We start from the raw sequence: 13,154 nt of genomic DNA, 5'->3' as shown, positions 1-13,154 counted from the left end.
TATTCGTTCATTTGGCAGCCAAAAGTGCGGATAAAAACTTTTTTCATGGTTTGTGCTTTCGTCAGGTAGCCCGTAATTGCGGGGCTGATTGGTTTTTAAAACATGATGATGTGGTGCAATAAGTTGCACCCTACAATCATTGTAAATGTTTAAAGCTGCCTGAAAAGATTTGCAGGCAGCCTGAAACGCGAAAAAAACACATTATACTGATTTTCCGTTGGGAATTAAAATCAAATCAGCAATAATGTCAATGTGATGATGTTTTAATTTGGTTCATGTTCGCGTACCAATTCGTGGCAAACGGCGAGTATGGGTGACAAGATGCTTTCGCCTAAACGCAGTGAACGTTGTCCATTCCAGCCAAAGTCATCATCAGGTAAGTTGTCATTATCTTTAAATGGCATTTCTAAAGTATAGGCAAGACAGCGGAAAGTATTGCCCACATAATTGGTTGCCAAACTTAAATTGGCTTGACCTGCTGCGTCTTTTTCGTAGCCGTGTACGTCTTGGAAATCTGGGGAGGCTGCCTGAAAGGCGGTTTTAAATAGCTTTTCCAAAGCAGCGATGCGTTTATTGTAGTTGGGTACACCTTCTGTGCCTGCCACAAAATTGTAGGGTATGGCTTCATCGCCGTGAATGTCTAAAAATACATCAACGCCTGTTTCGTGCATTTTTTCGCGTACATAATACACTTCGGGACTTTTCTCGGTGTTGGGTTCCAGCCATTCACGGTTTAAATTTGCGCCTGCGGCATTGGTACGCAGATTGCCAAGGACACTGCCATCTGGGTTCATATTGGGGACAACATAGAAAGTAGCGATGTCCAACAATGCACGGGCAGTTGGGTCTTGATGGTCAAGTAGGCGTGATAAGAAGCCTTCCATAAACCATTCTGCCATGGTTTCACCTGGGTGCTGGCGTGCGATGACCCAAACTTTTAAATCGCTTTCAGCTTGGTTGCCTATGGTCAGCAAGTTGATGTCGCGTCCTTGAACGGTGCTGCCCAAATCGTCAATTTGGCATAAACCGCTGCCTTGTGCTTCGCCAAGTAAATTCAGGTGTTGTTCGTGTGAATAGGGTTCAAAATAGGCGTAGTAAATGCTGTTGGCAAGTGGCGTGTGGCTGATGATGAGTTCGCCGTTTTCGTATGTTGTGGGTACGCGAAACCAGTTTTGGCGGTCGTAAGATGCGCAGGCTTGGTAGCCGTCCCACGCGTAGTGGTAAGTGGCTTGGCTGGCATTTTCAAAATGCAGTTTGCATGGTGTATAAGCTGCACCTTGTAGACGAAAGTAAAACCATTGTTTGAAATCAGAAGCATTGTCTGGTCGCAAATCCAAACGGATGTGTTCGGGATTGCTCAAATCTTTTACGATAACGGCACCGCCGTCAAATTGGGTGGAAATTTTCATGATGATGAGCTCGTTTGGGAAGAGTGGAAATTATACACTTGACACAGTTAACTTGGAATTTTTCAGACTGCCTGAAAGCAATCAAGCACAATCTGTTTGAGATTGTGCTTGATTTTTTGATAATTAACCACCTGATTGTTTTACCATGTATTGAACGGCTGCTTTAACATCGTCATCACTTAATGAGGCATTACCACCTTTGGCTGGCATCATACCTGCTTTGCCTGTGAAGCCTTCAATGGCGTGTTTAAACAAGATGGTTTCACCTTGTTTGATACGCGGTGCCCAATCTTCATTTTTGGTAATTTTGGGTGCGCCAGGGAAGGGGGAATCTACACCATGGCAGGCTTTGCAAGATTGTTCAAAGATTTCTTGTCCGCGTCCACTTGCGGCTTGGCTGCCTGAATTGGCTGCATCTGAAGTTGTTGCGGTATCACTGGCCGTTTTGCTGTCTGAACCGCCTTTTGCAGCAGGTTCAGTAAAATTGCCACCTGATTGGTTTGCCATATAGGCAACTGCGCGTGCTACTTCGTCATCAGTTAAATCCACCGCCCCACCTTTTGCAGGCATTACACCACCTTGTGAACCTGTAAAACCTTCAATTGCGTGTTTGACCAAAGTATTGAAACCTTGTGCAATGCGAGCAGACCATTGGTCATTATGGGTAATTTTGGGTGCATACGCAATGGAGCTGTCTGCGGCGTGGCATTGGATACAAATTTTATTGAAAACTTGTTCGCCTGTACGCTGACCTGGTTCTGTACCATCGCCCATAACCAAAATACCAGATGGCATGATGCGTGTTTGTGTTGCATCTTTAGTACTGTCTGCAACATCACTATAAAAACCGCTGCCAGCTAATTTAACCAATAAATAAAGTGCTGCAACTGTAATGATGATGCCACCCAAAAGGGTTGTTAGGACAGAACCTTGTGTTCTATTTTTGAAATTCATTTTTCGGACCTCGCCGTTTTTGGTAGTTTTGAGGGTTGTGTTTGGTTTGTTAATAACATTAACGTGAATTTGCCTAATTATACTGAATCCTGTTGGTATTTCCAATCGTAAAATTTGGTTTGCATCAAAGTTTGTTTTCTTTGATGATGAAAAAAGATTTGAAAAACGCAATAAATCGGTATTTGTATTTTGCCAAAAGTGTTTTTTTCAGGTATTCTAATATGCTTACTTGACATTGATGTACCCGTAGCTCAGTTGGAAGAGCATCAGTTTCCGAAGCTGAAGGTCGCTGGTTCGATCCCAGTCGGGTGCGCCAAGATTGAGATGGTTTAAAAATACCCTGTTTTAATGGATTAAAAACAGGGTATTTTTATTGACCAAGATATTTTCAGGCAGCCTGTGCTTCTGCTTCAAAACCTGCATCTTCTATAACTTGTATTAAAGTTTGGATATTAGTTTGTGCTGGATTAAAATCAATTTGAACTGATGCATCAGGTAAGTTTACTGTGGCATGAATAACGCCGTTGGTGGTACTTAAGGTATTTTCTATGCTTTTAACGCAGGCATTGCAGCTCATGCCTTGTATGTGTAAAACGGTATTTTGCATATCAATTGTTTCTCTTTAAAAAATTGAAAGATACAGGCTGCCTGAACGTTTTCAGGCAGCCTGAAACCTTTGCACCCTCCTTGGGGCATATTTCTTCACGCTCTTCTTTGTTAATGCTTGAAAATATTTCAATATTATCTGCGTATTAGCCGATACTTGTGCTTTGAGCTACACTCAAAATTTGGGGGACAAAGGTTTCAGCCTATGGATTGTCATAATTTATAGAAGACTGTCGTTTAAGGCATTGATGCTGTAACCGCCGTCTACATAAGTGATTTCCCCTGTGATGCCAGATGCTAAGTTCGAAAGTAAGAAAGCAGCTGTATTGCCAACTTCGTCAATGGTAACGTTGCGGCGCAGAGGATTTTGTTCGGCGACATGGTTGAGTAAACGACTGAAATCGGCAATGCCTGCTGCTGCTAAAGTTTTGATTGGTCCTGCGGAAATGCCGTTGCAGCGTATACCTTCTTTGCCTAAACAAGATGCGGTAAAGCGAATGCCTGCTTCCAAGCTGGCTTTGGCCATGCCCATAACATTGTAGTTTGGAATGGCGCGTACTGCACCCAAATAAGATAGGGCGACAATGGAAGCATGGCGACCTTGCATCATTGGACGCGCGGCTTTGGCTAATGCAGGCAGGCTGTATGCGGAAATTTCGTGGGCGGTATTGAAAGCTTCGCGTGAAATGCTGTCTAAAAAATCGCCACTCAATGCTTCTTTGGGTGCGAATGCGATGGCGTGAACCAATCCGTCCAATCCGTCCCAATGTTTACCTAAATCGGAGAAAACTTGATTGATTTCTTCATCGCTTTGTACATCACAGTGAAATACCAATTCAGACCCAAATTCTTTTGCCAATTTGCGTACGCGCTCTTCCAGTTTATCTACCGCGAAAGTGAATGCCAATTCTGCGCCCTGTTCATAACAGGCTTTGGCAATGCCATAGGCAATGGAGCGGTCAGAAATCATGCCTGTAATCAGAATTTTTTTGCCTTGTAAAAATGCCATTTTGTGTGTCCTTTGTATTTAGAGCGAAAACGTCATTATAGCTGATGTTGTGTTGTGAAGACAGACAAAAAGGCAGACTTATCATCTGCCTTTTTATTTTTATTAAGTTGAGTTGCCTTATCCAAACTTATACTGCTTGGATATTGGCAGCCTGCAGACCTTTGGGGCCTGTGGTTACGTCAAAAGACACTTTTTGACCTTCTTTCAAGGTTTTGAAGCCTTCCATATTGATGGCTGAAAAGTGTGCGAATAAATCTTCACCACCTGCATCAGGAGTGATGAAACCGAAGCCTTTTGCATCGTTGAACCATTTTACAGTACCAGTTGCCATATAAAACTAACTTTCTTACAAAAAATAAAATTAAACAAGCAGCGAAACGCCGCAAGTTTGAAACCGCTTCATACGGCAAACCGTTCAATCTGGCTGGGCTTTTTCGCTAGGTGGCTTTTTACCTTTATTGTTGCTTTACGTCAAGTTTTGTTTTATCAAAATGAAAATTTTTATTAAAATGGTAAAAAACACAACAAACCACGATATCAAAATGACTGTTTTTCAAACCGACCGCATTGCATACTTACAAAAAACGACACCACCAAAGCGTTATGGTGTATTTTTATTAAACGACCATTACACGCCTATGGATTTCGTGGTGGCAATTTTGCAAGATATTTTTATGCTGCCTGAAAGTCAAGCAGTGAATTTGATGTTGCAAGTGCATCACCAAGGTAAGGGTTTATGTGGCACTTATACGCGTGATATTGCGCAAACCAAGCAACAACAGGTGATGACTTGGGCGGCAGAAGAAGGACATCCTTTGTTGTGTATTGTAGAGGAATTACCATGATTTCGTTGGAATTGGAACACATTTTGCAGCAAATGTATCAATATGCGCGTTCTGCCAATCATGAATTGGTGGGTTTGGAGCATTTGTTGTTTAACATTATTGATGGTTCGGATACCGTTCGCAAAGCATTGGTGCATTGTGGTGCAGACAGTTTATTGTTGAAAGAGCAACTGGCTGCCAGCATTGAGGAAAATACCCCTAAGTTTCGTTATGATAACTATGGCGACCCCAGTCCAACCATTGGTGTTCAGCGTGTGATACAGCGTGCCATGATTCATGTGCAACATTCTTCACAAGATGAAGTATTGCCCACAGATGTTTTGGTGGCGATTTTAGACGAGGGAGAAAGTCCAGCAGCGTATTTTTTGCAGTTGCAAAATGTTTCGCGTTATGAATTGTTGCGTTATTTGGCTCATGGTTCAGATGATGACGATGAGCGTGAGTTTTCAGGCAGCCATGATGATGACAATGATGAAGACGATAAACTTGCCAGCAAACCTTTGCAAACCTATGCCATTAATTTGAATGAAGAAGTTAGGGCAGGGCGCATTGACCCTTTAATTGGGCGAAAAACAGAAATGGAACGCTTATTGCAGGTATTGTGTCGTCGCCGAAAAAACAATCCTTTGCTGGTAGGCGAGGCGGGGGTAGGTAAAACGGCGTTGGCAGAAGGTTTAGCGTATTTGATTGAACAAGATGTTGTGCCACAAGTTTTAAAAGGTGCAAATGTATTTGCTTTGGACATGGGGGCCTTGTTGGCAGGTGCCAAATACCGTGGCGATTTTGAAGCGCGTTTGAAAGCAGTTTTAAAAGCATTGGCAGAAATTGAAGGTGCGATTTTATTTATTGATGAAATTCATACGGTTATTGGTGCGGGCAGTACACAAGGAAGTAGTTTAGATGCGTCCAACTTACTGAAACCTGCTTTGGCAAAGGGGCATTTGCGTTGCATTGGTGCAACCACTTATGAAGAATTTCGCACAGTATTGAGTAAAGACCATGCTTTAAGTCGCCGTTTTCAAAAAATTGATGTGGCAGAACCATCGGTAGCGGAAACTGTTGCCATACTCAAAGGTTTACAGCCTATGTTTGAAGCACATCATGAGGTGCAATACAGCGAAGATGCGTTTCAGGCAGCCGCAGAACTTTCAGCGCGTTACATCAATGACCGTTTCTTGCCTGATAAAGCCATTGATGTGATTGATGAAGCAGGTGCAGCACAACGTTTGATGCTGCCTGAAAACCGAGTGAGCATAATAGACAAGGTGCAAATTGAAACGGTGATTGCCAAAATGGCACGCATTCCTGAAAAAACCGTTTCTCATGATGACAAACAGGTTTTGCAATATTTGGCGCGTGATTTAAAAAGCATGGTATTTGGGCAGGACAATGCGATTGATGCTTTGGTTTCTGCGATTAAAATGTCGCGTTCGGGTTTGGGGCTACCTGAAAAACCCATTGGCAGTTTCCTGTTTTCAGGACCTACGGGCGTGGGCAAAACCGAAGTGGCAAAACAACTTGCTTACACGCTGGGTATACCATTGCAACGTTTTGATATGTCGGAATATATGGAAGCACATGCGGTATCGCGTTTAATTGGTGCGCCACCAGGGTATGTGGGTTACGAACAAGGTGGTTTGCTGACGGAAGCCATTAACAAACAACCTTATTGCGTATTGCTGTTGGATGAAATTGAGAAGGCACACCGCGACATTTACAATGTCTTATTGCAAGTGATGGACAACGGTAGATTAACCGATAATACAGGACGTAGCGCAGATTTCCGCAACGTGATTTTGATTATGACCACCAACGCAGGCGCAGAAGCATTGAATCGCCCCAGTTTGGGTTTTACCAGCAAGCGCGAACGTGGCGATGAAATGATGGACATCAAAAAACAATTCACACCTGAATTCCGCAACCGTTTAGATGCCATTATTCCATTTGCACCACTTACTTTGCCTATTATTGAACGTGTAGTAGATAAATTCTTGATGCAGTTGGCGACACAGTTATCCGAGAAAAATGTGCAAGCTGAATTTGGTGTGTGTTTGCGTCAGCACTTGGCAGAAAAAGGTTTTGACCCACAGATGGGTGCACGCCCTATGCATCGCTTGATTCAAGATGAAATTCGCAAAGCTTTGGCAGACGAATTGTTGTTTGGCAAATTGATAAACGGTGGTAAGGTGTACATTGATTGGGATACAAGTCGGCATCAAACGGTATTGGATTTCAAAAAAACGCGTAAACGTGTGCTTTCTAAACAAACCGAAAAAGCATAAGGTTTCAGGCAGCTTGTTTTAAGAAAAAGAGGCACAATGATGTACAAACCAACTTTAATTTTGGCTTCTGCCAGTCCACGTCGCCGTGAAATTTTGTCCAATTTGGGTTATGGGGTTGAAATTTGTGTGGCAGACATTGATGAAACACCACACCAACATGAAAAAGCGGTGGATTACGTTTTGCGTATGGCGATGGAGAAAAATGCAGCCGTATGTCAAAAGTTACCTGCCAATCTGCAAAACTTGCTTTCAGGCAGCCCTGTTATCAGTGCCGATACCACAGTCGCACTTCATAACACCATTTTGGGTAAACCCGAAACCCAAGCCGAAGCTCAAACCATGTTGCGCGACCTTTCAGGCAGCATTCATCAAGTTTTAACCGCCGTTTGTGTGTCGTTTCAAGGGAAAATTCGGTATGTGGTGCAACAAAATGACGTGCAATTCAAAACGTTAAGCGATACCGAAATCGCAGCTTACATCGCCACAGGCGAATCAATGGATAAAGCAGGTGCTTATGGGATTCAAGGCATTGCAGGGGTATTCGTGCAACACCTTTCAGGCAGTTTTACGGGTGTAATGGGCTTACCTGTGTTTGAAACGGTACAGTTGTTGCGTGAATGTGGTGTATCTGTGCCGCCGTTTTACAACGATGAATAGAGCTTATGGTCATGGAACTGGAAAAGTAATACAAATCGACTACGCCGTAGTGCTTGTTCAGTTTTACGGCTATATCTTACGCAAGTCGTTTATTTTATGGTTATTCACGTTTTTTAAACTGAAATGGTTTTCAGGCAGCCAAAAAACCTTCGCGGCTGCCCAGCCAACGGTCAAGATGTCGGGCAACCACATCGGGTTGTTCCGCAATTAATTTTTCTGCCCAAAATCGCGCTTGTTCCAAAAGCGGCACATCTTGTTGTAAATCAGCAAAACGCAACATGGGCATACCGCTTTGGCGTGCGCCCAGAAATTCTCCAGGTCCACGAATTGCCAAATCATGTCGTGCAATTTCAAAGCCGTCTGTATGTTCGTAAATCACTTTTAAACGCGCTTTTCCTGTTTGCGAAAGCGGTTCTTCAAACAATAAAATACACACACTTGCTGCTACACCACGCCCAACACGTCCGCGTAATTGGTGCAGTTGTGATAAGCCCATGCGCTCGGCATGTTCAATGACCATTAAACTGGCATTGGGTACGTCCACGCCTACTTCAATCACGGTGGTTGCTACCAGTACATTCAGGCTGCCTGAAACAAATTGTGCCATTACTTCGGCTTTTTCGGCTGGTTTCATGCGACCGTGTACCAGACCAATTTTGAGATTGGGTAAGGCAATTTGTAATTGTGCCAGTGTGTTGGTAGCGGTTTGCAGTTGTAGGGTTTCACTTTCTTCAATTAAGGGGCAAACCCAATAGGTTTGTTGCCCTTTTTTACAGGTCGTTAATACAAAACCTTCTACTTCGGCACGGCGCAGATTGTTGACCAATTTGGTTTTAATGGGTGTGCGATTGGGGGGCAGTTCGTCAATAATGGACACGTCCAAATCAGCAAAAAAACTCATTGCCAACGTACGGGGAATGGGGGTTGCCGACATCATCAGTTGATGTACATCTTGCCCTTTGTTTTTCAATGCCAATCTCTGTGCCACACCAAAACGGTGTTGTTCGTCCACGATGACCAAACCCAGATTGTGAAAGTGTACATCGTCTTGAAATAGGGCGTGTGTGCCAATGGCGATGCGTACTGTGCCATTGGCAAGCTGGGTTTTGGCTTGTTCTTTTTCTTTCTTTTTTAGGCTGCCTGAAAGCCATGCCACTTGAATGCCAAGTGGCTCAAACCATTGTTTGAATTTAATGTAATGTTGTTCTGCTAAAATTTCGGTTGGTGCCATGACTGCTGCTTGAAAATTGCCTATGGCTTCCAATGCAGTTAAGGTAGATAGGGCGGCAACAATGGTTTTACCGCTGCCCACATCGCCTTGTAATAAACGGTGCATGGGATAGGGGTGTGTCATGTCGGCGCGGATTTCTGCCAACACACGTTGTTGTGCGTTTGTGAGCGTAAAAGGCAGTTTTTGTAATAGTTGTTCACACAATGTGCCATTTCCATGTAGCGGTTTAGCTGTACCTGCCAAACGCTTTTGGCGTGCCAAACGCATGGAGAGTTGTTGTGCCAGTAACTCATCAAATTTTAAACGTTGCCATGCAGGCAATGCGCCATCGCTTAATGCAGACAAGGAAACATCAGGTGGTGGATTGTGCAATAAATGCAAACAGGTGGCTAAATTAGGCAGTTTTAAGGTGGTCAATAGGTTTTCAGGCAGCGTGTCGGATAAATCCACCGTTTTTAGGGCGGATTGAATGGCACGGCGTAAAGTCGGTTGATTTAAGCCGTTTACAGTTGGGTAAATTGGTGTCAGGCTTTCTGCCAAATTGTTGCCATCTGCGGTTTTGATTTTGGGGTGTATCATTTCCGCGCCAAAAAAGCCGTGTTTGATTTCGCCTAATGCGCGTATGGTTTTACCTTGGGCAAGTTGCTGTTGTTGGCTGGGATAAAAATGAATGAAGCGCAAATTTAAGGGTGTGCCTGCGGCATCTTCTATGCGAACCAGCAGTTGTTTGCGCGGTTTGAATTGGACTTCTTGCATCACAACAGTACCTTGTACTTGGCAAGGTGTATTAAATGATGCATCTGCAATTGGGGTAATGTGCGTTTCGTCTTCGTAGCGTAAAGGAAGATGCAATGCCAAATCCCAAGCCGTATGCAGGTGCAGTTTTTCCAGTTTTGTGGCGGTGGTATCGGTCAGTTTGAGTTGTTTTCGGATTTCAGGCAGCATGGTGTGGCTGGTTCAGATTGAGGTCAGTGCATTATAACAGGGCTTTCTGAAACGGGGTTCGTGTTCAGGCAGCCTTATGTGAAATGAACTCGGGATAAGAAAAAATGAATCGTTTGTTTTGAATAAAACTGTGTTGTAGGGTACTTGTACCCACCGTTTTATGGCCGTTTTAAATACAAATAGGACAAAATGACAACACCCTTATGTACAATCCTGTACATTAAGGGCGTTGGCAATACCGTAATGCTTTGCAATTCTATGACTATGTATTTTAAGCAATCATAAAAAACCGTAATTGGAAACAATCGCGTGTTAAAGGCTGCCTGAAAGTTTTCAGGCAGCCTTTAATTGGGCAAAATTTAATCGTGATCCATAATGGATAAGCTGTCAAATTCATCACCTTCACCCGCGGAGGCAGTTTTTTTGCTGTTTAATTTGATTTGTAGACGCAAGTCATTGACTGAATCCGCATTTTTCAAGGCATCATCATAAGAAATGATGTCGTTTTCGTATAAATCAAACAAGGCTTGGTCAAAGGTTTGCATACCCAAATCGCGTGAACGTGCCATGATTTCTTTGATGCCGTGTACTTCGCCTTTTAAAACCAATTCGGAAATCAAGGGTGAATTGAGCAAAACTTCTACTGCTGCGGCACGACCTTTACCGCTTTTACGTGGAATCAGGCGTTGCGAAATAAAGCCTTTTAAGTTTAATGACAAATCGGTTAAAAGCTGGGTACGGCGTTCTTCGGGGAAGAAGTTGATGATGCGGTCTAGGGCTTGGTTAGAGTTGTTGGCGTGCAAGGTTGCCATGCACAAATGCCCTGTCTCGGCAAATGCCAATGCGTAGTCCATAGTTTCACGGTCGCGGATTTCGCCAATCAGAATCACATCTGGTGCTTGACGCAGCGTATTTTTCAAAGCAGCAAACCAGTTTTGTGTATCCACACCCACTTCACGTTGAGAGATGATGCAGTTTTTGTGTGGATGAACGTATTCAATCGGGTCTTCAATGGTAATAATATGACCATGACTGTTTTCATTGCGATAATCAATCATGGCAGCTAAAGAGGTGGACTTGCCTGAACCTGTACCACCTACAAAAATAACCAGACCGCGTTTTTCCATAACCACTTGACGTAAAATTTCAGGCAGTTGTAATTGGTCAAAATTGGGAATTTCGCTGGTAATCACACGACAAACCAAAGCTACTGCACCGCGTTGAATCATGGCATTAATGCGGAAACGAGATACACCTGCCAAACTGATGGCGAAATTACATTCATTGGTATCGGCAAATTCTTGTGCTTGTTTTTCATCCATAATGGAACGAGCAATCAAGGCGGTGTGTTCAGCCGTTAAAGGTTTATCATTGAGTTTGCTGACTTTTCCGTCTAATTTCATAGCGGGTGGATAACCTGCGGTAATGAAAAGGTCTGAACCTTTGTTTTTAACCATGTAAGTCAGCAGGCTGTGAATGAATTTTTTCATTTCTTCGTTTACAGGTAACAATTCAGACATTGTGTTTCCTTATTGTTGTTGATTTATCAGGCAGGATTTTAACGTTTTTTGAGACGTTTGTCCCAAAATAACTGCCTGAAAATCACGGTAATTTTCAGGCAGCTTGTTTGAAACATTAAGCTTTATCTTTGGGTTCTGTGGAGTTGGTTTGATTCTCTGTCTCAACAGTGGCGTGATGAGCTTTTTCTGTTTCGGTTTGCACGACAGTTTCTGTATTTTCATTTTCAGGTTGTGGATTGCCGTGCTTTGTATTGGTTAATTCGCTTTCATTTTCTCTTTCAGCTTGTTCCGCTTCCGATTTCACATTGTGGCTGTAATCTTTGGGCGGAGAAGGCTGTTTGCCCGCCATGATTTCAAGCACTTGGTCGCGGTCAATGGTTTCCCAGTCCATCAAGGCTTTGCACATGGTTTCCATTTTGTCGCGGTTTTCGCTCAAAATTTTGTAGGCAACGGCATATTGTTCGTCCAAAATGCGGCGGATTTCCGCGTCCACTTCCTGCTGGGTTTTTTCAGAAATGTGTTGCGAACGCGTTACGCTGCGACCCAAAAACACTTCGCCCTCATTTTCCGCATACACCATCACGCCCATTTTTTCGCTCATGCCAAAGCGCGTTACCATTTCACGCGCCAAAGCGGTGGCACGTTCAAAGTCGTTGGACGCGCCTGTGGAAATGCGTCCCACATACAAATCTTCCGCAATGCGTCCGCCAAACAAAATAGAAAGCTGGCTCAACATTTGGTCTTTGTACATGGAAATGCGGTCGCGTTCAGGCAACTGCCACGTCAAGCCCAACGCACGTCCACGCGGCATAATCGTAACCTTGTGAACAGGGTCGGTAAACGGCAAACTTTCCGCCACAATCGCATGACCTGCTTCGTGGTAGGCGGTGGCGCGTTTTTCGTCTTCGTGCATCACCATGCTGCGGCGTTCTGGTCCCATGTAGATTTTGTCTTTGGCATCTTCAAAATCGCTTTGGTCAACCTTTTTCTTGTTGCGGCGACCTGCAAACAAGGCGGCTTCATTGACCAAATTCGCCAAATCCGCACCCGAAAACCCTGGTGTACCACGCGCCAACGTTACCAAATCCACGCTTTCGTCCAAAGGCACTTTTTTGGCATGCACTTTCAAAATTTGCTCACGACCGCGAATATCGGGCAATGGCACAACCACTTGACGGTCAAAACGTCCCGGACGTTGCAAAGCTGGGTCAAGCACGTCTGGGCGGTTGGTGGCGGCAATCACAATCACGGTTTGATTGCTTTCAAAGCCGTCCATTTCCACCAAAAGTTGGTTCAGGGTTTGTTCGCGTTCGTCATTGCCGCCGCCCAAACCTGCACCGCGTTGGCGACCCACCGCGTCAATCTCGTCAATAAAAATGATACAAGGCGCGTTTTTCTTGGCTTGTTCAAACATATCGCGTACGCGGCTTGCGCCCACGCCCACAAACATTTCCACAAAATCCGAACCCGAAATGCTGAAAAATGGCACACCCGCTTCGCCTGCAATCGCTTTTGCCAACAGGGTTTTACCCGTACCAGGGCTGCCTGCCAACAAAATACCGCGCGGCACACGACCGCCCAAAGATTGATAGCGATTTGGCGCTTTCAAATAATCCACGATTTCTTGGACTTCTTCTTTGGCTTCATCGCAGCCTGCCACGTCTGAAAATTTCACGGTGTTGGCATCTTTGTCCAA

General features: G+C 44.1%; 11 protein-coding genes and 1 tRNA gene. 4 read left to right on the top strand and 8 right to left on the bottom strand.

The features are described from left to right. Window positions 1-263: 263 nt before the first annotated feature. Together Q4B82_RS07845 and Q4B82_RS07840 are read right to left on the bottom strand one after the other, a co-directional pair. Complete coding sequence (locus Q4B82_RS07845) at window positions 264-1,412, bottom strand: M14-type cytosolic carboxypeptidase (protein WP_303065896.1); 1,149 nt, start codon at window positions 1,410-1,412, stop codon at window positions 264-266. Between the two features lie 120 nt (window positions 1,413-1,532). After that, a complete protein-coding gene (locus tag Q4B82_RS07840) occupies window positions 1,533-2,363 on the bottom strand; it encodes a cytochrome c5 family protein (RefSeq protein ID WP_303065895.1) in 831 nt (276 codons plus the stop codon). Between the two features lie 240 nt (window positions 2,364-2,603). Here Q4B82_RS07840 and Q4B82_RS07835 point away from each other — a divergent pair. Further along, a tRNA-Arg gene (locus Q4B82_RS07835) sits at window positions 2,604-2,679 on the top strand. A gap of 72 nt (window positions 2,680-2,751) precedes the next feature. Here Q4B82_RS07835 and Q4B82_RS07830 read toward each other — a convergent pair. The 3 genes from Q4B82_RS07830 to Q4B82_RS07820 form a co-directional block, all read right to left on the bottom strand. Beyond that, window positions 2,752-2,970, bottom strand: coding sequence for a heavy-metal-associated domain-containing protein (locus tag Q4B82_RS07830; protein ID WP_303065894.1), 219 nt, complete (start codon window positions 2,968-2,970; stop codon window positions 2,752-2,754). A 219-nt stretch (window positions 2,971-3,189) separates the two neighbouring features. Then, complete coding sequence (gene fabI, locus Q4B82_RS07825; RefSeq protein ID WP_303065893.1) at window positions 3,190-3,978, bottom strand: enoyl-ACP reductase FabI; 789 nt, start codon at window positions 3,976-3,978, stop codon at window positions 3,190-3,192. A gap of 127 nt (window positions 3,979-4,105) precedes the next feature. Then, window positions 4,106-4,309, bottom strand: a complete 204-nt coding sequence (locus Q4B82_RS07820) for a cold-shock protein (protein WP_303065892.1) — start codon at window positions 4,307-4,309, stop codon at window positions 4,106-4,108. 211 nt (window positions 4,310-4,520) lie between these two features. Between Q4B82_RS07820 and clpS the strand changes: the two genes are divergently transcribed. From clpS to Q4B82_RS07805, 3 genes are read left to right on the top strand one after another with little or no spacing between them, the layout of a single operon-like run. After that, on the top strand, window positions 4,521-4,823 hold the full coding sequence (gene clpS, locus Q4B82_RS07815; RefSeq protein WP_303065891.1) for an ATP-dependent Clp protease adapter ClpS: 303 nt from the start codon (window positions 4,521-4,523) through the stop codon (window positions 4,821-4,823). Continuing rightward, entirely contained in the window at window positions 4,820-7,105 is a 2,286-nt protein-coding gene (gene clpA, locus Q4B82_RS07810; RefSeq protein WP_303065890.1) for an ATP-dependent Clp protease ATP-binding subunit ClpA, read from the top strand. The genes clpS and clpA overlap by 4 nt, the downstream gene beginning before the upstream one ends. A gap of 36 nt (window positions 7,106-7,141) precedes the next feature. Then, window positions 7,142-7,762, top strand: coding sequence for a nucleoside triphosphate pyrophosphatase (locus Q4B82_RS07805; RefSeq protein WP_303065889.1), 621 nt, complete (start codon window positions 7,142-7,144; stop codon window positions 7,760-7,762). A 130-nt stretch (window positions 7,763-7,892) separates the two neighbouring features. Here the strand turns inward: Q4B82_RS07805 and recG are convergent, their stop codons facing one another. The 3 genes from recG to ftsH all read right to left on the bottom strand — a co-directional run. Next, window positions 7,893-9,938: an ATP-dependent DNA helicase RecG gene (gene recG, locus Q4B82_RS07800; RefSeq protein WP_303065888.1), complete on the bottom strand. Its 2,046-nt coding sequence runs from the start codon at window positions 9,936-9,938 to the stop codon at window positions 7,893-7,895. Window positions 9,939-10,297: 359 nt separating this feature from the next. Next, on the bottom strand, window positions 10,298-11,458 hold the full coding sequence (locus tag Q4B82_RS07795) for a PilT/PilU family type 4a pilus ATPase (RefSeq protein WP_303065887.1): 1,161 nt from the start codon (window positions 11,456-11,458) through the stop codon (window positions 10,298-10,300). 115 nt (window positions 11,459-11,573) lie between these two features. Continuing rightward, on the bottom strand, window positions 11,574-13,154 hold a 1,581-nt coding region (gene ftsH / locus Q4B82_RS07790), incomplete at its 5' end, for an ATP-dependent zinc metalloprotease FtsH (protein WP_303065885.1).

This window comes from Alysiella sp. (assembly GCF_030525755.1).
Taxonomy (GTDB): domain Bacteria; phylum Pseudomonadota; class Gammaproteobacteria; order Burkholderiales; family Neisseriaceae; genus Simonsiella.
This window is presented reverse-complemented; position numbering and strand designations above follow the sequence as displayed.